The sequence below is a fragment of the Pedobacter aquatilis genome, from assembly GCF_032678405.1.
GTDB lineage: Bacteria > Bacteroidota > Bacteroidia > Sphingobacteriales > Sphingobacteriaceae > Pedobacter > Pedobacter aquatilis_A.
The window spans coordinates 18,739-41,902 of sequence record NZ_JAVTSJ010000001.1; the positions used below are offsets into that span (position 1 = coordinate 18,739).

General features: G+C 37.2%; 28 protein-coding genes. 13 read left to right on the plus strand and 15 right to left on the minus strand.

The window, feature by feature from the left end; translation table 11 throughout:
• Nucleotides 1-63 precede the first annotated feature (63 nt).
• Nucleotides 64-1,017, plus strand: coding sequence for a bifunctional helix-turn-helix transcriptional regulator/GNAT family N-acetyltransferase (locus R2R71_RS00065; RefSeq protein WP_316829194.1), 954 nt, complete (start codon nucleotides 64-66; stop codon nucleotides 1,015-1,017).
• 81 nt (nucleotides 1,018-1,098) lie between these two features.
• Here the strand turns inward: R2R71_RS00065 and kdsB are convergent, their stop codons facing one another.
• From kdsB to trpS, 4 genes are all read right to left on the minus strand, one after another.
• Nucleotides 1,099-1,887: a 3-deoxy-manno-octulosonate cytidylyltransferase gene (gene kdsB, locus R2R71_RS00070; RefSeq protein WP_316829195.1), complete on the minus strand. Its 789-nt coding sequence runs from the start codon at nucleotides 1,885-1,887 to the stop codon at nucleotides 1,099-1,101.
• Nucleotide 1,888: 1 nt separating this feature from the next.
• Nucleotides 1,889-2,083: a DUF5808 domain-containing protein gene (locus R2R71_RS00075; protein WP_316829196.1), complete on the minus strand. Its 195-nt coding sequence runs from the start codon at nucleotides 2,081-2,083 to the stop codon at nucleotides 1,889-1,891.
• A 7-nt stretch (nucleotides 2,084-2,090) separates the two neighbouring features.
• Nucleotides 2,091-2,705: a deoxynucleoside kinase gene (locus tag R2R71_RS00080; RefSeq protein WP_316829197.1), complete on the minus strand. Its 615-nt coding sequence runs from the start codon at nucleotides 2,703-2,705 to the stop codon at nucleotides 2,091-2,093.
• An 87-nt stretch (nucleotides 2,706-2,792) separates the two neighbouring features.
• Nucleotides 2,793-3,791: a tryptophan--tRNA ligase gene (trpS, locus tag R2R71_RS00085; RefSeq protein ID WP_316829198.1), complete on the minus strand. Its 999-nt coding sequence runs from the start codon at nucleotides 3,789-3,791 to the stop codon at nucleotides 2,793-2,795.
• A gap of 228 nt (nucleotides 3,792-4,019) precedes the next feature.
• Between trpS and R2R71_RS00090 the strand changes: the two genes are divergently transcribed.
• The 6 genes from R2R71_RS00090 (at nucleotide 4,020) to R2R71_RS00115 (ending at nucleotide 7,102) form a co-directional block, all read left to right on the plus strand.
• Complete coding sequence (locus tag R2R71_RS00090) at nucleotides 4,020-4,745, plus strand: lysophospholipid acyltransferase family protein (protein WP_316829199.1); 726 nt, start codon at nucleotides 4,020-4,022, stop codon at nucleotides 4,743-4,745.
• A gap of 1 nt (nucleotide 4,746) precedes the next feature.
• Nucleotides 4,747-5,037 carry an Asp-tRNA(Asn)/Glu-tRNA(Gln) amidotransferase subunit GatC gene (gene gatC / locus R2R71_RS00095; protein WP_316829200.1) on the plus strand — a complete coding sequence of 97 codons (291 nt, stop codon included), beginning with the start codon at nucleotides 4,747-4,749 and terminating at the stop codon, nucleotides 5,035-5,037.
• Nucleotides 5,038-5,124: 87 nt separating this feature from the next.
• Entirely contained in the window at nucleotides 5,125-5,883 is a 759-nt protein-coding gene (locus R2R71_RS00100; RefSeq protein WP_316829201.1) for an ABC transporter ATP-binding protein, read from the plus strand.
• Between the two features lie 37 nt (nucleotides 5,884-5,920).
• Entirely contained in the window at nucleotides 5,921-6,469 is a 549-nt protein-coding gene (locus R2R71_RS00105; protein ID WP_316829202.1) for a cob(I)yrinic acid a,c-diamide adenosyltransferase, read from the plus strand.
• 86 nt (nucleotides 6,470-6,555) lie between these two features.
• The gene (locus R2R71_RS00110) at nucleotides 6,556-6,777 is read left to right on the plus strand and encodes a DUF2795 domain-containing protein (protein WP_010603503.1); all 222 of its coding nucleotides are present in this window, start codon (nucleotides 6,556-6,558) and stop codon (nucleotides 6,775-6,777) included.
• Between the two features lie 166 nt (nucleotides 6,778-6,943).
• Nucleotides 6,944-7,102, plus strand: coding sequence for a lmo0937 family membrane protein (locus tag R2R71_RS00115; protein ID WP_143009563.1), 159 nt, complete (start codon nucleotides 6,944-6,946; stop codon nucleotides 7,100-7,102).
• A 65-nt stretch (nucleotides 7,103-7,167) separates the two neighbouring features.
• Here the strand turns inward: R2R71_RS00115 and R2R71_RS00120 are convergent, their stop codons facing one another.
• Together R2R71_RS00120 and queA are read right to left on the minus strand one after the other, a co-directional pair.
• A complete protein-coding gene (locus tag R2R71_RS00120) occupies nucleotides 7,168-7,833 on the minus strand; it encodes a 2-C-methyl-D-erythritol 4-phosphate cytidylyltransferase (protein WP_316829203.1) in 666 nt (221 codons plus the stop codon).
• Between the two features lie 84 nt (nucleotides 7,834-7,917).
• On the minus strand, nucleotides 7,918-8,967 hold the full coding sequence (gene queA / locus R2R71_RS00125; protein WP_316829204.1) for a tRNA preQ1(34) S-adenosylmethionine ribosyltransferase-isomerase QueA: 1,050 nt from the start codon (nucleotides 8,965-8,967) through the stop codon (nucleotides 7,918-7,920).
• Between the two features lie 189 nt (nucleotides 8,968-9,156).
• Between queA and R2R71_RS00130 the strand changes: the two genes are divergently transcribed.
• Nucleotides 9,157-10,401, plus strand: a complete 1,245-nt coding sequence (locus tag R2R71_RS00130) for an ABC transporter permease (protein WP_316829205.1) — start codon at nucleotides 9,157-9,159, stop codon at nucleotides 10,399-10,401.
• A gap of 266 nt (nucleotides 10,402-10,667) precedes the next feature.
• Here the strand turns inward: R2R71_RS00130 and R2R71_RS00135 are convergent, their stop codons facing one another.
• Nucleotides 10,668-11,864, minus strand: coding sequence for a pyridoxal phosphate-dependent aminotransferase (locus R2R71_RS00135; RefSeq protein WP_316829206.1), 1,197 nt, complete (start codon nucleotides 11,862-11,864; stop codon nucleotides 10,668-10,670).
• 111 nt (nucleotides 11,865-11,975) lie between these two features.
• On the opposite strand from R2R71_RS00135, the gene R2R71_RS00140 reads away from it, so the two are divergent.
• Genes R2R71_RS00140 through R2R71_RS00150 form a run of 3 tightly spaced genes read left to right on the plus strand, consistent with a single transcriptional unit; the run spans nucleotide 11,976 to nucleotide 14,263 of the window.
• Complete coding sequence (locus R2R71_RS00140) at nucleotides 11,976-12,962, plus strand: cation diffusion facilitator family transporter (protein WP_316830226.1); 987 nt, start codon at nucleotides 11,976-11,978, stop codon at nucleotides 12,960-12,962.
• Complete coding sequence (locus R2R71_RS00145) at nucleotides 12,949-13,401, plus strand: NUDIX domain-containing protein (protein WP_316829207.1); 453 nt, start codon at nucleotides 12,949-12,951, stop codon at nucleotides 13,399-13,401. The genes R2R71_RS00140 and R2R71_RS00145 overlap by 14 nt, the downstream gene beginning before the upstream one ends.
• The gene (locus R2R71_RS00150; protein ID WP_316829208.1) at nucleotides 13,394-14,263 is read left to right on the plus strand and encodes a type II CAAX endopeptidase family protein; all 870 of its coding nucleotides are present in this window, start codon (nucleotides 13,394-13,396) and stop codon (nucleotides 14,261-14,263) included. The genes R2R71_RS00145 and R2R71_RS00150 overlap by 8 nt, the downstream gene beginning before the upstream one ends.
• Before the next feature lie 42 nt (nucleotides 14,264-14,305).
• On the opposite strand, the gene R2R71_RS00155 is transcribed toward R2R71_RS00150, so the two are convergent.
• The 7 genes from R2R71_RS00155 to R2R71_RS00185 all read right to left on the minus strand — a co-directional run bounded on the left by R2R71_RS00155 (nucleotide 14,306) and on the right by R2R71_RS00185 (nucleotide 18,572).
• On the minus strand, nucleotides 14,306-14,734 hold the full coding sequence (locus R2R71_RS00155) for an SRPBCC domain-containing protein (protein WP_316829209.1): 429 nt from the start codon (nucleotides 14,732-14,734) through the stop codon (nucleotides 14,306-14,308).
• Nucleotides 14,735-14,764: 30 nt separating this feature from the next.
• Entirely contained in the window at nucleotides 14,765-15,181 is a 417-nt protein-coding gene (locus R2R71_RS00160) for a VOC family protein (protein ID WP_316829210.1), read from the minus strand.
• A gap of 92 nt (nucleotides 15,182-15,273) precedes the next feature.
• A complete protein-coding gene (locus R2R71_RS00165; RefSeq protein ID WP_316829211.1) occupies nucleotides 15,274-15,594 on the minus strand; it encodes an MmcQ/YjbR family DNA-binding protein in 321 nt (106 codons plus the stop codon).
• Nucleotide 15,595: 1 nt separating this feature from the next.
• Entirely contained in the window at nucleotides 15,596-16,969 is a 1,374-nt protein-coding gene (locus R2R71_RS00170; RefSeq protein WP_316829212.1) for an exonuclease domain-containing protein, read from the minus strand.
• Nucleotides 16,970-17,105: 136 nt separating this feature from the next.
• A complete protein-coding gene (locus tag R2R71_RS00175) occupies nucleotides 17,106-17,735 on the minus strand; it encodes a hypothetical protein (RefSeq protein WP_316829213.1) in 630 nt (209 codons plus the stop codon).
• Nucleotides 17,736-17,746: 11 nt separating this feature from the next.
• Entirely contained in the window at nucleotides 17,747-18,106 is a 360-nt protein-coding gene (locus tag R2R71_RS00180) for a two-component system response regulator (protein ID WP_316829214.1), read from the minus strand.
• A gap of 112 nt (nucleotides 18,107-18,218) precedes the next feature.
• On the minus strand, nucleotides 18,219-18,572 hold the full coding sequence (locus tag R2R71_RS00185) for a nuclear transport factor 2 family protein (RefSeq protein WP_316829215.1): 354 nt from the start codon (nucleotides 18,570-18,572) through the stop codon (nucleotides 18,219-18,221).
• A gap of 144 nt (nucleotides 18,573-18,716) precedes the next feature.
• On the opposite strand from R2R71_RS00185, the gene R2R71_RS00190 reads away from it, so the two are divergent.
• A complete protein-coding gene (locus R2R71_RS00190) occupies nucleotides 18,717-19,934 on the plus strand; it encodes a sterol desaturase family protein (RefSeq protein ID WP_316829216.1) in 1,218 nt (405 codons plus the stop codon).
• A complete protein-coding gene (locus R2R71_RS00195) occupies nucleotides 19,924-20,616 on the plus strand; it encodes a lysoplasmalogenase (RefSeq protein WP_316829217.1) in 693 nt (230 codons plus the stop codon). The genes R2R71_RS00190 and R2R71_RS00195 overlap by 11 nt, the downstream gene beginning before the upstream one ends.
• A 35-nt stretch (nucleotides 20,617-20,651) precedes the next feature.
• Here the strand turns inward: R2R71_RS00195 and pbpC are convergent, their stop codons facing one another.
• Nucleotides 20,652-23,033 carry a penicillin-binding protein 1C gene (gene pbpC / locus R2R71_RS00200; RefSeq protein ID WP_316829218.1) on the minus strand — a complete coding sequence of 794 codons (2,382 nt, stop codon included), beginning with the start codon at nucleotides 23,031-23,033 and terminating at the stop codon, nucleotides 20,652-20,654.
• Between the last annotated feature and the right edge of the window lie 131 nt (nucleotides 23,034-23,164).

The window sequence follows — 23,164 nt, forward strand, 5'->3', positions numbered from 1 at the left end:
AAATTTTGAATAAAATATAAAATGCTATACATTTGTGTAATCAGTTACGTAATTAATATTATTATGAATTTCTTTGAACAAACAGGTAAAGTAGCAATAGGGAGTAGGTTGAGGATGCTTACAGATAAAGTAACCGAAGACGCTTCAAAAATCTACCAATTATATGATATTGATATGCAGCCGAAATGGTTTCCGGTGCTGTACTCTTTGATACAGAATGATGAAAAGACCATTACGGCGCTTGCCAGAGAAATAGGGCATTCGCATCCATCAGTAAGTAAAATAATTGGGGAAATGGCTGCCAAAAACTATGTTATTGAAAAAAAGGATAAAACAGATGGCAGGCGAAATGTAATCGGTTTATCAAAGAAAGGTTTGCAGATTGCTGAAAAGATTAAAGATCAGTTAGTTGATGTGAATGCAGCTATTGAGGAGCTTTCGGCACAAGCTCAAAATGATTTATGGCTGGCCATAGGAGAGTGGGAGTTTTTATTGGAGCAAAAGAATTTACTTAGAAGAGTTATGGAAAAAAAGAAGGAGCGTGACAGCGCTAAAATTGAAATTATAGATTATCAACCCAGGTACCAGGATGTATTCAAGGCACTTAACGTAGAATGGATTTCACAGTATTTTACAATGGAGGAATCTGATTACAAAGCGCTTGATAATCCACAAGGCTATATTTTGGATAAAGGAGGACATATTTTAGTTGCGCTTTTTGACGGAGAGCCTTTAGGTGTTTGTGCCCTAATTAAAATGAATGATGGTGAATACGATTTTGAACTGGCAAAAATGGCTGTTTCGCCTAAAGCACAGGGTAAAAACATGGGCTTTTTATTGGCTTCGGCAGTTATTGAAAAAGCAAAATCGTTGGGTGCCAGAAAAATATACCTGGAAAGTAATACCATACTTAAACCAGCTATAAATCTTTATCATAAGCTGGGCTTTCAGAAAGTTGCAGGTAAACCAACACCCTACACGAGATGTAATATACAGATGGAATTAGTTATAGGATAAAATTGCTATTTTATGCAAGAAGCAATCTCAGCCATGCTAGATTGCTTCTTACACTGTATATTGAACTTTTTCAGCTTATTTTTATGCTAATTTCAAAGCTTTTAGCAGCTTGTTTAGTTTTTTAAGATCTTCCGGGGTATCAATGGCAACGGTTTCCAAATCGGTCACCTTGGTTTGGATGTAAAAACCGTTTTCGATCCAGCGGAGCTGTTCAAGGCTTTCTGCAAGCTCTAATGTTGATGGAGGAAGTTTGGTAATTGCCTTTAACGACTCCGTCCGGTAACCATAAATGCCAATATGTTTATAAAACTGGTGTTTTTCAGCCCATACACCAGGTTCACCATTTCTGATAAAGGGAATCGGGCTTCGGCTAAAATATATCGCCCTGCCATTTACATCGATAACAACTTTTGGACTGTTTGGATTGTAAATGCTTTCCTGACTTTCAATTGGTTTAATTAAGGTTGCTAATTGTACTTTTTCTTCGCTGAAACTACTTGCAAGCAAATCTATTTGCGCAGGTTCAATAAAAGGCTCATCGCCCTGAATATTAATCACAATATCAAAAGCTGGTAATTGTTCAATAACCTCAGCGCATCTGTCGGTTCCGCTTTGGTGGGTCGATGCGGTAAATACAAACTCCCCGCCAAATTTCTTTACTTCTTCAGCAATTCGTTCGTCATCAGTAGCCACCACAACTTTCGATAAGCTTTTAGCTTTTGCAGCCTGTTCATAAACACGCTGAATCATACTTTTACCGGCAATATCTACCAGTGGCTTGCCCGGAAAACGGGTTGACGCAAAACGGGCAGGGATGATGCCGATAACCCTTGAATCTCCTAAAGACGACTTTGAATTTCCATCACCCATACTACCTGTAAATTTTATAAGCTGCGTAAGCAAAAATTAAAGCAACCAAAATGTATGAAACGGGATGGGCAAAATTAAATGTCCAGCCTAAAACCTCAACTCTTTTACGTAAGATGAATCTTGAATCATTTTTATTGAAATAAAATATCCCCCATTTCCAGTTTTCCGGATTATCGTGTTGAAAGTCTTTTTCCATAATGCTGCTAAAATAGACCGTTAATTTCTGCTTCTATCGATTGGATAACATGCCCTAAATCTTCAGGATTATTTGTGAAATCTAATTTATCCTTATCAAGAATTAATAATTTACCCAAATTGTAACCTTTAATCCATGCTTCATACTTTTCGTTTAGTTTCGAAAGGTAATCAATACGGATTCCGGCTTCATATTCACGGCCACGGCGCTGTATGTTATTTACCAGCGTTGGTACCGATGCACGTAGGTAAACCAGTAAATCGGGCGGTTTAATAAAAGAGGTAACGTTGTCGAAAATTGCACGATAGTTATCATGGTCCCGGGTAGTCATTAGTGCCATATCATGCAGGTTTTCTGCAAAAATGTGTGCGTCCTCATAAATGGTTCTATCCTGGATAACATTACGTTTATTTACTTCGATATCTGTTATTTGCTGGAAACGGCTGTTCAGGAAATAAATCTGTAGATTAAAACTCCAGCGCTTCATATCGCTGTAAAAATCTTCGAGATAAGGATTGTTGTCTACAGCTTCGTACAAAGCTTCCCAACCGTAATTTTTGGCTAATAATCCTGTTAAAGTGGTTTTACCAGCGCCTATATTTCCTACTATTGCTATGTGCATATTTTTTTAGATGTAAGATCTGAGATATAAGATATGTGAATGAGCAATTTTTCTCAAAACTCCTATCTAGCTTCTCAAAGCTAATAATTAAAAACTTTTAAAACCGATTAAACTGCGTACTTCTTTTATTGTTTTTTGTGCACTTTCGCGGGCTTTTAAGGCGCCATGTTTTGCAACTTGTCTTAAATAGGCATCATCTTTTGCAATTTCCTGAATGCGCTCACGCATTGGAGCGGTGGCAATAATCATATCTTCAGCAAGTTGTTTCTTAAAATCGCCATAACGGATTTGCATTTTATTGTATAAATCATCAAAATGCTGGTGTGTGTCGGCACTCGAAACCACTTTCATTAAATCGAAAAGATTTTGAATCGGCTCTGGTTTTTCCTGGTTTTCCGCAGTTGGTCCGCCGTCGCTCACCGCTCTCATTACTTTTTTACGTATAGTTTCCGGATCATCGGATAAGTAAACGGCGTTTGCTTCACCTTCTGATTTACCCATTTTCCCTTTTCCATCTAAACCCGGTACTTTTACCAGTTTTTCGGTAAAGCTGAAGGCATATGGCTCAGGAAAATATTCTGTATTGTACAAACGGTTAAAACGGTTTCCGAAAGTACGGGCCATTTCCAGGTGTTGTTCCTGGTCTTTTCCAACAGGAACTTTGGTTCCTTTATGAATTAGAATATCAGCCGCCATTAAAACAGGATAAGTTAATAAACCTGCATTAACGTTATCAGGATTTGCCCTAACCTTATCTTTAAAAGAAGTACTTCTTTCAAGCTCGCCCATGTAGGCGTTCATATTCAGGTAAAGGTAAAGTTCGGCTATTTCCGGAACATCACTTTGTATATAAATTGTACTGTTTTCAGGGTCGATACCACTTGCCAGGTATTCTACCAGAACATGTTTAATATTTCCGTGTAAGTCGGCTGGCGTAGGGTGTGTTGTTAAAGAATGCAAATCAGCAATAAAAAAGTAGCAATTGTAATCATTTTGCATTTGCACAAAGTTTTTTACTGCACCATAGTAATTGCCTAAATGTAATTTTCCTGTAGAGCGAATACCGCTCACCACTGTTTCTTTCATAATGCCACGAAATTAAAAATAAATTAGCACCAAACGATAGTATAGTTTCCTTTTTATATCATAAGATTTATTTGGAAAGCAATTGCCGTAATTCTTTAGTTTTCCTGAGTCCGATAAATAGGGTATGGTTTCCTTACCTCATCTGTATTTTACAGCTTCCATCATTCGCTATAAAATTTTATTTTAACCCCATTGAATAATGGCCAAAATTTATATTTTTGGATATATATGACCAGATTTTTTAGGCAAGTACATCGGGTATGGTATCTATTTTGGATACTCTTTTTTTTCTTCCTGTTTTATCCGTTTTATTATTTAACCTCCCGGAATCCTCGGTATTATATAGTCTTAAATTTTCTCAGACGGGCAAATAGTTTTCTTTGCAGCCTGCTTTCAGGTGTATTTTTTTCTTATCAGTTCGAAGAAAAGCTTGCTAAAAACCAAACCTATATTTATTGTGCAAATCATACTTCAAACCTCGATATTATGATATTCTGTATAATGGCAAAAGGCAGGTATCATTTTATGGGGAAAGATGAGCTGCTGAATAACCCGGTGCTTGGTATTTTTTTTAAGACGATAGATATTGCAGTAAACCGCGACAGTAAAATTTCAGCCTTTAAAGCGTTTAAAAAAGCTGGTGAAAATCTCGAAAAAGGTATGAGCCTGATTATCTTTCCGGAAGGTAAGATCGATGACCATTATCCACCAAAACTTGGTGAATTTAAAAATGGCCCATTCAGGCTGGCCATCGATAAAAATATTCCCCTGGTGCCGGTGAGCATAACGAATGTTTGGAAAATTAACTGGGATGATGGTGCTAAATATGGAAGTAAGCCCGGAATTTGCGATATTTACATCCATAAACCTATAAGCACTGCCGGTTTAGCTGATGCTGATACCGATGAGCTTAAGAATAAGGTTTTTAAACTTATAGATAGTAAACTGTTATAATATGAATTTAGACGCAACAACCATTCACAAAATAGCCGACTTGGCAAGAATTCATATTGACGAAAAAGAAGTTGATACCCTGATTCCGGAAATGAACAAGATTTTGTCCTTCATGGAAAAGCTAAATGAATTAGATACCAGGGATGTTAAACCGCTGGTTTACATGAATGAAGCTACTAATGTTTGGCGTGAAGATGTTGTAAAGCAGGAGATTTCTACTGCCGATGGATTAAAAAATGCAGCAAAGCATAACGAGGAATTTTTTATGGTACCAAAAATTATAGAGAAGTAGTTTCTTAATTTAATATGAAGTGCTTTAACAAAATTTAGAAGTGCTTGTAACATCTTTACCATTCCCTTTGTCTAAAAAGAAAAAACTATGTCGCAAACACTCATTACAATTAAGGAAATAGGGCGTAAATACGTAATCGGTTCAGAGGTAATTCATGCTTTAAAATCTGTTAGTTTGGATATAAAAAAGGGTGAGTTTGTTGCGCTTATGGGGCCATCTGGTTCAGGAAAATCTACCTTAATGAATATTCTGGGTTGTTTAGATACGCCATCTAGCGGCAGTTATGTATTAAACGGAACGGATGTAAGCCACATGAGTGATGATGCCTTAGCTGAAGTTCGTAATCAGGAAATAGGATTTGTTTTCCAGACATTTAATCTGCTGCCACGCTCAACTTCTTTAGATAATGTGGCTTTACCGTTAATTTATGCAGGCAATAGCAAAAAAGACAGGGAAGAACGTGCTAAAAAAGCGTTGGAAAATGTAGGTTTAGGCAACCGTATGGATCATAAACCGAATGAGTTATCTGGTGGACAGCGTCAGCGTGTTGCTGTGGCAAGGGCTTTAATTAACGATCCATCGATTATTTTGGCTGATGAACCTACAGGTAACCTGGATACCAAAACATCAATCGAAATTATGGCACTTCTCGAAGAAATCCACAGTAAAGGTAATACCATTATTCTGGTAACACATGAGGAAGATATTGCCCAACATGCGCATAGAATTGTACGTATGCGTGATGGATTGATTGAAAACGATTACATTAATACCGATATAAAAAATGTATCGCCACGTTTGCAGGCTTTAAAAGAAAGTGGTCGCGACTGGGAGAAAATAAACTAAGCTTAAGTCTTTTACCTTAGCCTTTAGCCTCTTTATAATGAAAATCTACACTAAAACCGGTGATAAGGGACAAACTTCTTTAATTGGAGGTACCCGGGTTCCAAAATATCACCTGCGCATCGAAAGCTATGGAACTGTTGATGAATTAAACTCGTATATCGGTTTAATTATGTGCCAGGATATTGAAACGCATCATAAACAATTGTTAAAAGAAATTCAGGACAGGCTTTTTACTGTTGGAGCATCTTTGGCTGCCGATCCGGAAAAATCAAAAATGAAAATCCCTGATTTGCATGATGCAGATGTTGTTTTACTGGAAAAAGAAATGGATGCGATGAATGAGGTTTTACCTGATTTAAAGCACTTTGTTTTGCCGGGAGGAAATACCGTAGTTTCTTTTTGTCATCTAGCCAGATGTGTATGCAGAAGGGCAGAAAGACTGACAGTTGAACTTGCAGAAAATAGCTTTGTAGATGAGCGGGTAACCATTTATTTAAACCGCTTGAGCGATTATTTATTTGTTTTGGCACGAAAACTGACTATGGATTTTAACGCTGAAGAAAACATTTGGATACCACGTGTTTAATAGTGGAAAAATAAGTTTGTTTTGCTCAAAAATTTTAATATACTTTGCGCATTGTTAAGAACAAAGAATTTAATTGAATTTAAGATATGTATTGGACACTAGAATTAGCTTCCCACCTGGAAGACGCACCATGGCCTGCAACAAAAGATGAATTAATTGATTACGGCATCCGTTCTGGTGCTCCTGTAGAAGTTATTGAAAATTTACAGGCCCTTGAAGATGATGGAGAGCCTTATGAAACTATAGAAGAAATTTGGCCTGATTATCCGACTAAAGAAGATTTCTTCTTTAATGAAGATGAATACTAAATGAATAATGCTCCCGGCCAAAACCGGGAGTTTTTTTGTGTCATCACCAGTCTTTGGTGTATGTAATTTGTTCTTTATAAGGTAGTAATAAATAAAATTTACATTTTGTAAACAAATGATTCCGCGTAGTGTTAATAGATAAATAATTACTTAAAAAATTAACACAATGGGAAATTTATTGTATTTAGTCGCAGTAGTATTGGTTATACTCTGGGTTATAGGTTTTATATTTCACGGCTTTGGAGATGTTGGCGGAATTATCCACGTTCTACTTGTAATTGCCGTTATTGCAATCTTGCTTAAAATTATTGGCAGGGCAGCATAAAATATCAATACTTGCCTTAGAAAAGGCAAAATAAAAAAGGAGTTTCATTATCGAAACTCCTTTTTTTATTTTTCAAGCAGCAATGCTGCAAGTTCTAAATCGATAGGGTAGGTAATCTTGATATTACTTCTTTCGCCTTCCACAATATTAATTTCGTAGCCAATGGCTTCAACTACACTTGCATCGTCAGTAAAATGGCTGGCGTAATCCTGTTGGTAGGCTTCCTTTAAGATTTTTAGATCAAAGGTCTGTGGCGTTTGTACCAGATAGATTTCATCTCGTTTTAACGCTGTTGTTTTGTCGCTTTTAAATAGTCTGACACTATCGCTGGATTGTACTGCTGCAATAACATTGCCTTGTTCTTTTGCTTTTGCAAAGCAGTTATCTATCAAGGTTTTTGATATTAATGGTCTTACCGCATCATGGATGGCCACCAGGCTTTCTTCGTTAATGCTATTGATTGCATTTTTAACGGAATAAAAACGCTCTTTTCCACCAGGAATAACTGTATGTGGAATATTAAAATTAAACTCTTCGCAAAGTTTTCTCCAGTAGTTATGCTGGTCGGGATGTAAAACAACAATTATTTTTGGTTGGGTGTCACTTTGTGCAAAAGCTTTGATGGTATGCATTAAAACCGGAAGGTTTTTGAGCAAGAGAAATTGTTTTGGAGTTTCAGTTTGCATTCGATTTCCCGAACCTCCTGCTACAATTACAGCGTAGTGTTTCATTATCAAAAGTATCAGGATTTTAGTATCAAGTATCAAGAAATTGCATTTACTCTTGCCTACTTGATACCTGATACCTGAATCTATTTAGATAATCAGCATGGCATCGCCATAGCTATAAAATTTATATTTTTCTTTTACCGCAACTTCGTAAGCATTCATTACGTTTTCGTAACCACCAAAAGCACTGATCATCATTAATAATGTAGATTCTGGTGTGTGGAAATTGGTAATCATTGAATTTGCGATGCTGAAATCATAAGGCGGGAAAATAAATTTACTTGTCCAGTCGTTTGCTGCCTTTAAAGTTCTGTTTGCAGATACAGCCGATTCGATTGAACGCATAGAAGTAGTACCAACAGCACAGATTCTTCTTTTTTGCTCTAAAGCTTTGTTAACAATATCAGCATCTTTTTGCTCGATGATGAATTGTTCAGAATCCATTTTATGTTTAGTTAAATCTTCAACCTCTACCGTTCTGAAAGTACCTAAACCAACATGTAATGTAACTTCGGCAAATTCGATACCTTTAAGTTCAAGGCGTTTCATTAATTCGCGGCTGAAGTGTAACCCTGCAGTAGGGGCAGCAACAGCACCTTCATGTTTAGCGAAGATAGTTTGATAACGCTCTTTATCTTCAGCAGTTGCCTTACGTTTAATGTACTTAGGTAGCGGTGTTTCGCCTAGAATTTCAACGTTCTTTCTAAACTCTTCATCAGTACCTTCAAATAAGAAACGAATGGTACGTCCGCGGGAGGTTGTGTTGTCTACAACTTCAGCTACTAATAAATCATCATCGCCAAAGTATAGTTTGTTGCCAACACGGATTTTACGTGCAGGATCTACTAAAACATCCCATAAACGTAATTCTTTATTTAATTCACGAAGTAAAAATACTTCGATAGTCGCACCGGTTTTTTCTTTATTACCATATAAACGGGCAGGAAAAACCTTTGTGTTGTTTAATATCATTACATCTTTATCGTCGAAATAATCTAAAACGTCTTTAAAGATTTTATGTTCAATTTTACCGCTGTCTTTGTGTAAAACCATTAAACGTGCTTCATCACGCTCTTCAGCAGGATTGTTTGCAATTAATGATTCCGGTAAGTTAAATTTGAATTGTGATAATTTCATTCTTGATGAATTTTTTGAGGTGCAAAAATACGAATTTAATTTTTCTTTTTTGTATTTTATCAAACGCAATTAAACTAATATATGTTTTAATATAAATTACTTTGTCATAATTTCTACCCAGCACAATAAAATTAATTAGTTTTGATTTATCTGTAACCTTTTTACAGATGCTGTGTCTAAACAACAATTATGATAATCTTCAGGCTAATAGGTGAGAGTTTTCGTTTTGCATTCGATGCATTGCGTCAAAACAAATTACGTACAATGCTATCGCTATTGGCGATAACCATTGGTATTTTTGTAATCATTTTTGTTTTTTCCGGTGTTGATACTTTCCGTGGTAAATTGCAGGCCAGCGTTGATAAGTTAGGTTCAAATACGATTTATATTCAGAAATGGCCTTGGAGCTTTGGTGATAACTACCCATGGTGGAAATATGCTAACCGTCCTCAACCATCAATCCGCGATTTTGAAACGTTGAGAGACCGGATGGAAAATGCCGATGGTATTACTTTCGAAATCTCAACCGGCAACCGAACCATTAAGTATAGAAGTGGTTCTGTAGAAGGCATCAGTGTTTCTGCTGCATCGCAGGATTTTAATAAAACATGGAATTTTGAGCTGCAGGCTGGTCGCTATTTTACAGATAATGAAAATAATAACGGAACACCAGTTTGTTTAATCGGGGCAGAAATTGCTGAAGGTTTATTCGGTACTGACGATCCCATCGGTAAGCAGGTACAGGTTTTGGGTAGGAGAGTAACTGTAATCGGGGTTTTTGTTAAGGAGGGTGAAGATATGCTCGGTACTTCACTTGATAAAAGCGTTAATCTACCTATCAATTTCGCTAAAGGAATTTTAGATATTCAAAACGAACGCTATAACCCGCAGATAACGATTAGAGGAACTGATAACGTTTCTTTAGAAGAAGTTGAAAGTGAGTTACGCGGATTGATGCGTTCGATACACCGCTTAAAACCAAACCAGGAAGATGATTTTGCTTTAAACAAAACAACAATACTTTCGAACCAGTTAAATAAGATGTTTGATGTGGTTAATATAGCAGGGTGGGTTATTGGTGGTTTTTCGATTCTGGTAGGTGGTTTCAGCATTGCCAATATCATGTTTGTATCGGTGAAAGAACGAACTAACATTATTGGTATCCAGAAATCTTTGGGCGCTAAAAGGTATTTTATATTACTTCAGTTTATTTTTGAGGCCATTTCACTTTGTATTTTAGGCGGTTTGCTTGGCTTGTTACTCGTGTACCTGCTGGCTTTAGGCATTGGGGCTGCAACAGATTTCCATATTATTTTAGGCTTGAATAATATTATTCTGGGGATAGGTATTTCTGTTATTATCGGAACGATATCAGGTTTCTGGCCGGCATATTCAGCATCAAGATTAGATCCTGTTGAGGCGATAAGGAGTTAATCCGTTAAGGGTTATTACTTTACCGTTGTACTTACGTAGTTACCGCTACTCGTAAACCTCATTGCACTGGATAATCCATAAAGCCGGTTCCAACCGGGTGCGGACTAATAAGGAATAGTAGGGATATTGGTTGCAATGAATTAAGGCCTTAATTTTCAAGATATAAAACGTTAGCGGTAATACCGAGAAGGAAATACCGCTAAACACAAAACCCTCGTTAAATTAAATTAACGAGGGTTTTTATATGATTTAAGTTAACTAATAACTTATGCTAGTTTTCCTAATGCTTCTTTGATTCTTCTCAATGCTTCAACCAGACTCTCATCAGATGCTGCATAAGATAAGCGGATATAGTTATTGTTACCGAAAGAGTCGCCACCAACTGTTGCTACGTGACCAACATTTAACAGGTAAAGTGCTAAATCAGATGAATCTTTAATTACGTTACCTTCTGCATCCTTTTTACCAAAGAAAGAACTGATTTCAGGGAAGAAGTAGAAAGCACCATCAGGTAAATTGGTTTTAACACCAGGAATTTCATTTAATAGATTGTAAACAAGTGTTCTGCGACGAGAAAATGCTTCTTTCATTTTAAGTACGCTTTCCAATCCTTGCTCGTAAGCTACAATACCAGCCCTTTGCGCAATTGAACATGTACCTGAAGTTGTTTGTCCTTGTAGTTTATCGTTTGCAGCAGCTATTTCTTTGTTTGCAGCGATATAGCCTAATCTCCAGCCAGTCATAGCAAAAGCTTTAGAGAAACCGTTAACAATGATTACGCGGTCTTTAATGCTCTCGAATTGTGCTATAGATTCATGTTTATCAACAAAGTTAATGTGTTCATAAATCTCATCAGAAAGGATGTAAATATCGGGGTATTTCTCGAAAACCTTAACCAATGCAGCTAATTCATCTTTGCTGTAAACCGAACCAGTTGGGTTACATGGTGAAGAAAACATGAAAAGCTTAGATTTTGGCGTAATAGCAGCCTCTAATTGCTCAGGCGTTATTTTAAAGTTACTTTCAATATCAGTATCGATGAAAACTGATTTGCCTTCAGCAAGTAAAACCATCTCAGAATATGAAACCCAATAAGGTGTAGGGATAATTACTTCATCATCAGGATCAATTAATGTTAAAATTACATTTGATAATGACTGTTTAGCGCCTGTTGAAACTACAATTTGCGAAACATCATAATCTAAATTGTTTTCTGTTTTTAATTTATTAACGATTGCCTGGCGCAAATCAGGATAACCTGGTACTGGTGAATAACGGGTGAAGTTATCATCAAGCGCCTTCTTTGCTGCGTTTTTTACGTGGTCTGGTGTGTTAAAATCTGGTTCACCAACGCTTAAACTGATAACATTAATGCCCTTAGCCGCTAATTCGCGACCAAGTTTAGTCATTTTAAGGGTTGCCGACTCGGATAAACTGTTGATTCTTTTAGATAAGGTGCTCATGGTTAATTACTTTGAGCGCAAATATATAAACCAAATATTATTCTGCACTAAAAAAGACAGAGTTTTTATCATTTAATTTATTGCATAAGCGTATTTTTGAAGAAAAAAATCGTGTCGGTAAAGAAGAGAGCCATTATTATTTCGCTTGTTGTTAGTATTCTGTTAATGCTGGCAAAGTTTGTTGCCTATTTTATTACAGGTTCAAATGCTATTTTAACGGATGCTGCCGAAAGTATTGTAAATGTAATTGCGGGTAGTTTTGCTTTCTATAGCATATACCTGAGTACGCAACCACGTGATGAAAACCATCCTTACGGGCATGGTAAGGTAGAATTCTTTTCAGCATTTGTTGAGGGGATACTTATTCTCATTGCTGGTGTGGTTATTATTTTTAAATCGTCATACAATCTCATTTATCCCCATCCGGTTGGTCAACTATTAGAAGGAACATTAATTATCGGGATTACTGGTTTAATTAATATGATTGTGGGTTTATACCTGATCAACGTCGGTAAAGATCAGCATTCCATTACTTTACAGGCTGATGGTAAGCACCTGCTTACGGATACTTACACCAGCGTAGCCATCGTTATTGGCTTAATTTTAATTCAGTTAACAAATATTATTTGGCTAGATAGCTTTCTCTCTGTTCTTGTAGGTTTTTATATCGTTTATTCGGGGTATAAGCTTACCAGAGGTTCCGTTGGTGGCCTAATGGATGAAAGCGATTTTACCTTGGTAGAGGAGGTGGTAGATGTACTTCAAAAAAACAGGCACAATCCTTGGATTGATGTTCACAATTTGCGCACCCAGCAATATGGTCCTGAGTTTCACATCGATTGCCACGTAACTTTACCTTATTACTTCGATTTAAATAAGGTACACAGGGAAATTTCTCAGATAGATGAGCTTATCAATAAAAACGGTGTCAGAAAGGCCGAGCTTTTCATACATGCCGATCCGTGTTTGCCCGAATGCTGCCACTATTGTCACATGAGTGAGTGTCCGGTAAGGGCAGAGGCATTTAAAAAAGAAATTACCTGGACTCCTGAAATCGTGATTAAGAACAAAAAGCATTTCGAAAATGAGTTACTTTAACGTAAGGGTTTATGGTTTGCTCATAAATCAGCATCATGAAGTTTTAATCAGCGACGAGGAGGAATATGGCTTTCGCTTCAGTAAGTTTCCTGGTGGTGGTTTAGAACTTGGTGAAGGTTTGATTGATGGACTAAAAAGAGAATTTGTTGAAGAATGTAATGCCGAGATAGAAGTTCTCGCTCATTTTTACACTACCGATTTTTTTGAAAAATCATCTTTTAATGATAGCCAGGTAATTAGTATATATTATTTGGTCAAAGAAAAATCTCCGCTACAATTGAAATTTAAAGAAACGATGTATGATTTTGATGGCGAAGGTGAAATTCTCCAATCGTTCAGGTGGGTAAAAATAAATGATTTATCAATTGAAGACATAACCTTTAGGACTGATAAAACTGTTGCAGCACTTTTGAAGCAACAATTTGCAACCAATGGATAGGAAAATCTTATACTACTTACAGCCTGTATTCAGGGTTTTTGTTTTCATTTTCTATATTTTTCTGTGGTCAATTCCCTTCGGATTCATCACAAAGCTGGAAGTTTTTAATTTCAGTCAGGATAGTTTATCAGGACAACTATTTTATGAGTTTGGTGCCATACTCATGGTGGTTGGTGCACTTTATATGATATTCTATACTTATCAAAATAGAAATTTCGAGAATATTTTCATCAGCAGAAATGCACTTTTGCCATTTTTAAAGGGAAGTATTATAGGTTTGTTATTAATAGTAATTTGCTCACTCGTAATGTATTTTAGCGGAAATGTTATTTTTACCACAACAAAAATACTTCCACTTAATATAGCAGGCTATCTTTTGTTCTTCATACTGGTAAGTGTTTTCGAAGAATTTACTTTCCGGAGTTTTCCATTGGTGGTATTCGCAGAGCGTTATTTAACTTTAATCAGCGTAATCGTAAATGGCTTACTATTCGGCTTAATTCATTTCTTAAACCCTGGATTCTCCCTGCTTGCCATGATTAATATTTCCCTTTGCGGCATATTGTTTTCAGCAATTACTTTAAAGTACAAAAATATCTGGTGGGCAGTTGGAATACATTTCGGATGGAACTTTACACAAGGAAACATTTTGGGTTTTAAAGTCAGCGGCATTAGTCAATCGGGTTTAATTGTGGCAACTCCAAAGGGAAACGAAATCATTTCAGGCGGTACTTTTGGTATTGAGGGTTCTGTTATCTGTACAATAATTTTACTCATCTGTATACTTTGGATGTACATGAAAGTAAAAATAGTGCCAGTTGTGGAAATAGAACAAATAGGTGAAGCTGATGAAGAAGCTTAAACAAAAAGCTGCAGCAAATTGCTACAGCTTTTTGGATGTTGATCAGGATTCGAGGTAATTTTTCAACGCATCGTTCAAAAAATAAGTCCAGCCACCTTTAAAGCTTTCTTTGGTGAAATCTTTACCATTTTCGGCTAAGCTTTCAAGTCCCGTATGGGTAATAACAACCCTGGTTTTATCTGCTTTTTCAAATAATTCCCAGCTCACTTCTGAGTTTCCGGGGTAGCCATCATATCTCCAGGTATAAGCTAATTTTTTACCATCGATAATTTGTGTGATTTCGCAAAGGTGTAAAAACTGGGGGCCTTCTTCCGGACCGCCTAAAAAATCAAATTTGAAGCCGGTTTTGGGTTTAAAATCTTTCAACTGGAAATACCATTTTTTTATTTCGTTATTGTCGGTTAGTGCTTTCCAGATTTTTTCGGCAGGTACGTCATATACGCGTTCAACTATTAATGGGTCGTTTTTCATGTTATTTGTTGTTTAATCCGATAGGTTATATTATCCTAACGGCATTTTGCTCATATCCATATACAGAATGCTCCAGCGCTGACCATCCAAGTCGATAAAACCACAGCCATACATCCAGCCATCTTTATAACCGGGTTCTCCGTAAAGTTTACCTCCGGCCGCAACAACTTTCCTGGCAAGTTCATCCACTTCTTCAGGGCTTTCGGCATCTATTGAAAATAATACTTCTGTTCCGGTAATCGGTGTAGCTACCTTATCACCTGCAAAAGATTCATATAATGCCTTTTTAAATAGCATGATAACCAATTTACTGTCGCCAACCAGAAATGAAGCCGAATCATTATTAGAGCCGTATTGTGTATTTAACGTGAAGCCGATTTTCGTAAAAAAATCTTTTGATTTATTTACATCATTAACAGGAAGGTTGATCCAAAGTGATTTTGTCATAACGTTTTATATTTGTTTGTATAAAGATAGCCACCGTAAACCGAATGGAAGATGCTGAAAAAGAAAAATTGAGGGGTTATTTAAGACAAAATCTACTTTTTCTTTACCGATACGTTATTGTAAGCTAAGGTTATTGCATCTGTTAGCATTTCCTCATGGAGTTCTGAAAACTCGAAAGAGGTCCAGCCTTGTTTTCCCCAGGCACCATTTGCAGGATAAATTTTATCGGGCTTAAAATCGCAGAAAACTGATTGATCGATCTCCGTTAACTTTAGGGTTAATTTCTTTGCCTCGAAATCTAGCGTAGCGAAAATTCTCTTTTTTACTTTATAGGCTTTTTTAATAAAGTGAGGATGCTCTTCAGTATTCGCTAAAGAGAGGCAAAAATTTCTGATCCATTCAGTTGAAATCATCTTACAATTTATATAATTTTTGTGGATGTTGTTCTGCGTGGCTTAAAATTAAATTTAAGATATAATTGTTAGACAGGTAAACGGATAGATTTTCTTTAACAGGTGCAAAGCCCTCTGCCAGGTAATTTTTATCGGTAAAATAACCCATTCCATAAAACTTTCCTTTCTCAACAATGAGGCAGCTTAATTCTTCGTCTTTCCGGCCTTCATCAACCAGGGCAAAACTAGGCTGCATGTTCTGGATATCGTCAAGGGCAGCCATTAGCCTTTTATTATAAACAGATACCGTTTCTATGCCGCTGCATGCACCGAAGCACTGGCCGTTTTCATGGGCAGCACATTTGGTAACTGTTTTTTGCAAATAGCAAAGTCTGGCGCATAACTGGTATTGATCAACCATCTGGTTTAGGAAATTATATCCTTCCAGCAGGTTGTTAAAACTTTGTAAAGCTTTGTTGTTTTTTTTGTGCTTATCAATAGCTAAACGCATGTAACCGTTCTGATCTTCGAAAACGTATAAATCATACTTATGCTCATAGCGTTTCATGGCACGGTTGTTTTCAGGCCAGAGTCGCTTAATTTCGTTCGCTTCCAGAATCAAGGCCATTAGTTCTGTACCACAGATTACGTAATCTACATGATAAATGGTGCGGAGAAAATCCTGGCGCTGTCTGTTTGGTTTATTGCCAGAAAAATGACTGATTACACGCTTTTTTAAGTTTTTCGCCTTGCCTACATAAACAATCTTTCCTTTGTTATCTTTAAAATAATATACACCTGGCTGATCGGGTAGTTTCAGGATAGTAGCTTTATCAAGGTTAGGGGGGAGTACTTGCTCTTTTGATGTTTTTTTTAGCATTTCCGCAATCACTCCTTCGTTATCATGTGTAAGCAGGAGGTTAAAGAGCAGGCTTGTAGCATCAGCATCTCCAGCCGCACGGTGACGGTTTTGAATCGGGATTTGTAAGGAGCTACATAATTTACCCAAACTGTAAGAAACTTTACCCGGAAAAATCTTTCTGCTCATTCTTACAGTGCAGAGTTTACGACATTGTAAATCGTAACCGGCAGCAGCAAGGTGGTGTTTCAGAAATGAATAATCGAAATTAACGTTATGGGCTACAAATACTTTATTGTTTAAAAGCTGGTAAACCTGTAAAGCAACATCCTCAAAAACGGGTGCATCTTTGAGCATATCGTTATCTATGCCAGTTAATGCAGTAATGTAAACCGGAATATCCCGCTTAGGATTTATTAGTGTAGTATAGGTTTCTACAATTTCATTTCCATCATGAATATTAATGGCAACTTCGGTTATGCCATTCGCCGAAGCGTGGCCTCCTGTGGTTTCTATATCTACAACTGCGTATAACATCGAAATGATTTAAGTACAAATCTATGCTAAAATATTTAGTAATAAAAATAGTTTCTAACGATTAATATTAAGGGCTTTTAAAATAAAAAAGCGGCTATCGTATTAACGAAGCCGCAGTGCATTTTGTATAGCATAATTAAAGTTTGCTCAATAATTTACTAAGGTTTGGTTTTATCCCTATTGAAAGGGGAACAGTGTTAAACATCCTGTTCTGAATTTTACTGAAACCATACATATAGCTTACTTCAGCGAATAAATTGGCCCCGCCAAGATTATACTCTATTCCACCGCCTGCTTCAATAATGCCCATACCATTTGTTTTATTATCCATGGTTACCTGTAAATTCTGTGCGCTAACTGCTGCCTGTGGTGTGAGGATAAATCCACCGCCACCACCTGCGAAGCCATAGAAAGCCCATTTGTCTACTATTTTTCGGTAACCAAGTGCTACGTTGAGCAGATAGGTTGTGGCACGTCCTTTTTGTAAAGTATAATTAAACCCTGCGTCAGGTGTAAGCTGGTTAAATTGAAATGCATGCAGACTTACCTTTGGGTAGAGAAACAAACCTCCATCTCCTAAACCTAAGTTTAACCCTAAAGAAGTAGAGAATTTTGGTTTCAGGTAATCGGCAGTTTCTCCAACAGGAAGCGCAAAACCGATACCACTCATCGAGTAAAGTTTATCAGGGCGGCTGCTTTGCGCCTTTACTTGAATGGCTTGCGTTAAGAAAAGCAAAGCTGCTGGTATTATTATTTTAAATTTCATAGGCAGGTTTTCTAATTTTCAGTTAGTCGGTTTACTTTTTGTAGCATGGCCGACATATTAAATGGCTTTTCTAAATAATCGTCAGGATGATATTGTGAGGTAATATAGGTTTCATTGTACCTCGCAGAAGCCATGATAACGGGAATATCCTCAGTTTCAGGATTGGAGCGAAGCTGTTTAAATACTGCTCGTCCATCCATGCCATTTAACATAATATCCAGGATAATTAAGTCTGGATTAAAATCTTTAATGGTTTTAAATATATAACGGGGAGACAAAAGCGGGTAAACGCTGTAATTTTCGGATTCTAAGGCAAGCTGAAATACTTCTAAAATATCAGGATCATCATCTACAACCAATACTCTTTTCAAGGCTTAAATATTTTTTAGTGAATAACTATTCCTAATACAAAATTTAGTAAGGAATGTTTTGATTCCTTATCTTTTGATGATTTACCGACAATCGGCAATTCATAAGAAAAGTTTACAAGAGTGGTCTGGGATCGAAGATAACCTGAAAGCTTTTTATCTTTTCACCTTCCAGTTTATACCAGCCAGCCGAAAAGATCGTTTTTGCACCCATATTTATTTCATACCAGATACAAACCTCATTTTCATCGCTGAAAATCTTTTTAATATCATACTTAAACCGCATTTTTTTCATGTCTTCCATGTAAACAGCTGCTCCCTTACGCTCACCCATAACACCTATAAAATGCATGTCGTCTGCAAGTTGTTCACTGGCAATTTCAAAATCTTCCTGATTCAATGCATTTAAAAAGTCGGTAACCACAACTTTCGAATTATGTGCTGCTAGTTGTTTTTCTGTCGATGTCATAATTTTTGTATTATATAATGATAACGAAGCTTTCCAAACGATTGTTTGTATAAAATTTAAACTAAGTGTATTTCGCGAAGTAAATTTTAGAATAGGCTTAATATTCATTATCTTAATGCTTCTAACCAGATATTTCCTGTTTTTATGAAAGTAGATTACATCGCGTTGTCTGTTCCTGTGTTTTTTATCCTCATTGGTATAGAGCTGGCTTATAATTTCTATAAAAAACTTAATTACTACCGTTTAAACGACAGTATAGCCAACTTAAGTCAGGGAATAGGGCAGCAGCTCACGGGTATTTTCATGAAAACAGCGCTGTTTTTTGGATATAAATATATTTTCGAACACTGGCGGTTTTTCGAAATGCCTAAAACCATCTGGGTATGGATTATCCTGTTTATCGGTGTTGATTTTTTTTATTACTGGTTTCACCGGATGAGTCATCAGGTAAATGCGTTGTGGGCAGCGCATATTGTACATCACCAGTCAGAAGAATATAATTTAACGGTGGCATTGCGGCAGAGCTGGTTTCAGGGCTGGTTTAGCTGGATATTTTATTTGCCATTGGCTTTTGCAGGTTTCGACCCGATTATGTTTTTAACCCTAAGTTCGTTTAATACACTTTATCAATTCTGGATACATACCAGGGCAATAAAATCGATGGGGTTTTTAGAGTATGTTTTGAATACGCCTTCGCACCATCGTGTTCATCATGGCTCAAATCCAAAATACATCGATAAAAACCATGCAGGTACTTTAATTATCTGGGATCGTATTTTTGGAACTTTCCAGAAAGAAGAGGAAGAAGTTTATTATGGCATTACCAAACCATTGGCAAGCTGGAATCCCGTATGGGCAAACCTGCATTATTGGGATGATTTATTGAAAATGGCAAAACAATCGCCAAAACTGTCTGACAAGATTAAGGTATTTATCAAACCTCCAGGATGGTTTCCTGAGCATTTGGGGGGATTTCAAAAGGCTCCGGAAATCGATGCAGCAACTTATAAGAAATACAATCCGCTCTACCATTCAAAGCTTACCGCCTATGTTTTAATTCAATTTATTATCGCTTTAGCAGCGGGATCAGCCATATTGTTTTCATACACCAAAATGGAGCACTTATCTTTAATTTTTGGTACACTATTTACCATTTGCACACTTATAACTTGTGGCGCTTTGCTTGAGCAAAAGAATTGGCTGGTAAAGTTTGAGTATTTCCGGTTAGCCTTAGGATTTTTGCTGACGATGATTTTAAAATTTCCTGTCGGATATCAGGTAATATTTGCAGGCATTCAGTTAATATCCGTAATTTGGTTTTTCAATTTGCAAAAGGCAAATCCAAATTCTGATGAAGACTAAATTATTCTCCTTTATTTTTGCACTGGTATTCATCATTCAGCTTTATGCAGAAACGGATGGCAATATTCTGCTTCGTAATTTTTCGAAACCATTTATTGTGTTAACACTTTTAATCTGGCTGTACTCGGCCACTACCTTAAAGGGAAGATTTCATAAACGCATATTTACAGGTTTAATTTTAGCCCTTGCAGGTGATGTTTTTCTGATGCTCCAATCAGGACATGCCGGCTTTTTCATCTATGGATTGATTGCTTTTCTCTTATGCCATATTTTCTACATCAGGGCATTCATCCTCGATCATAAATCGAATCCAAATCATAAAAATCCCTTCTTTCTATGGTCGGTAGGAGGATTGATTATCTTTTGTGTTGGCTTATTTTTCTATCTGCAACCTTTTTTGGGTGCCATGCAATTTGCGGTATTAATGTATGCGATAATTATCACTGTTATGGCAATTATGGCTGTAAACCGCTATGGAAAAGTAAATTTATTTAGTTATCGGATAATCCTTGCAGGTGCTTTGTTTTTCCTTTTATCGGATAGTGCTTTGGCGGTAAATAAATTTGCACAACCAATACCGCAGAGTGGTGTTTTGATTATGGCTACTTACATGATTGCTCAGTATTTGATTGTGTATGGAACAGTAGAGAGAAAGTTGATCGTTACCAAAACGGAGATTTAATTCCATTCTGAGACATAACTAACCATTGACTGAAGTTAATGGCTACCAGGCTTTTCTTTATCCAGAACAGTAAAGGTTTGTACCAGCCTTTCTCCGTTTTCATCAACAAGCGTTAGGGTATGTTTACCAGGCGAAGGACTAACGGCCAACTGGTGGTAATTGATTGTTGTTGCCACATACTCATTATCAATATGCCAGTAAATTTTTGAATTTTGATTTCTATGTGCTGCATTTAATACTATTTTGCCTCGTGTTCCGTCCAGTTCCAAAGGAATATAAACCGTAGCCCCGTTTTTAGGATAAATCAGCTCCATTGCATTATTTCCACTATTATAATCACAACCTGGCATAAAAGGCGGTAAGCTTTTGTAATCGCTGTTCTTAATTTTATAATAATATTCCATTGCCGGCGGTAAAATGAACCAGCTTTTGTGTTGCATGTTGCCAACGCTTTCGCATTGGTCGGTTACCCGATAGCTTCCGGTTCTATCCAGATGAATAAGTTTATGGTAAGGACAGACTGCCGTTTTATCACCCGATACCGGTACAAACTCATCCACAACATCGGTACAATATTCTCCTGCCTTGTAGCCACTTTGCCTGCATACCTTAAACTTTTTTAACTTGGTTGTCGGCGTATCGAACCATTTGCCATTAGGCAGCAGCCTGAAAATATCAAACAATACCGGAGCGGCTGCTTCAATGCCAACTAAGCCTGGCCGGCCTTCACCATCGGCATTGCCCACCCAAACACAAACCACATAATTCGGCGTTAAACCCACGGCCCATGCATCACGGAAACCAAAGCTTGTTCCCGTTTTCCAGGCAACCCTTTGCGAAGAAGAGAATTGTTCCCATAGGCCTTCATCTCCAGGCCTCATTACTTCTTCCATTGCATTAAATGTTGCCCATATTGAGCCGTGATCTAAAAATGAATTGCGCTCATAGTCTTTACTTTCCTTTTGCTCCGTCGAAAAATAACTGGCCTGTTTATAATCGCCGGGAGCGTATAATCCTTTGTAAGTATTGAAATGATTTAGCGTTCTAACCATGCCCATGTAGGTGTTGGCTAAATCCCACATAGTCACCTCACTTCCTCCTAAAATTAACGATAGTCCGTAATGATCTGCAGGCTGGTTTAGTGTCCCAATTCCAAGCTTTTTAAGTTTATCATAAAACCGTTCATATTTATACTGCTGTAGCATTTTAACGGCCGGAATATTTAACGATCGGCTTAGGGCTTTGTCGGCAGCGATAGCTCCATCGTAACCTAAATCATAGTTCTGTGGCGAATAGCCAGCAATTTGTGTTGGTATATCGGCGACTAAAGTATGTGGGAGTATAAAGCCGTCGTTGAGCATACTGGCATAAAGCAGGGGCTTCAGTGTACTGCCTGGACTTCTCGGGGCTTTAATCATATCGACATGGCTTTGCAGATCAACATTTTCAGGCTGATAAATATTTCCAACGTAACTGACTACCCGGCCAGTTTTTGCATCAAGTACCAGTGCAGCGATATTATTGATATCGTTTGCCCGGTATCGGTTATTGTATCGCTTTAAAATTGAATTAATCTTTAGCTGGATATCTTCGCTTAATGTCGATTTTATTCTTGTCGAATTAATTTTAAGACTTGCTCTTTCTGCTTTAAACCGGTTTAAAAGATGTGGTGCGTTTTGAGGCAGGGGAAGGGGCTTGCCCGGAACAGGTTCTAGTTTTGAGAGGTTTGCCGTTGCCTGGTCAATAAACTTCAATTTAGCAAGCTTGTCCAGTAAATCGTTCCGCTTCTTGATTAAGCGGCTGGAGTTTTTTCCCGGATGTACCAGCGACGGACTGTTTGGAAGAACGGCTAAGGTAGCCATTTCTCCCCAGGAAAGCGTTTTTGCATCGCGACCATAATAACGCCAGCTAGCAGCTTCTAAACCTACTACATTACTTCCAAAGGGAGCATTGGCCGCATATAAACCAATAATTTCTTCTTTTGAATATTTAAGCTCTAGCCTTAAAGCGAGTATTACCTCTAATAATTTTTGCCAGATAGTCCGGTCTTGTTTTCTTGATAGTCGGATTACCTGCATGGTTAATGTACTGCCACCGCTTACCACACTTTTTGCTTTGAAATTTTGCTGCATAGCCCGGCTCATGGCTAAAAAATCTACACCGAAATGGTGATAAAAGCGTTTATCTTCAAAGGCAATGATGCAGTCTTTAAACTTAACGGGAACTGAATCAGCAACAGGAAAACGCCATTGGCCATCGCTTGCGATAGCAGCACTTAATAAATTTCCATTACTGGCTTCAATAACAAATGAAGTAGGTGATTTGAATAGTTTCGCAGGTAAGGAGAAGAGAAAAATCAAAAGTAAACCCAAACAAACAAAGTCGGAGATAAGGAATACTTTCGGAAAAGGTTTCATGTATTGATTGTAAGGTTTCTAATTTTTAGGATTGTTCATTTGATGAGCTGACAAACTTGGAACAAACCAAATTAAGATTGCTTCGTGCTCGCAATAACCTTTATGTTGGTTTTCGATGTGGCACGAAGCAG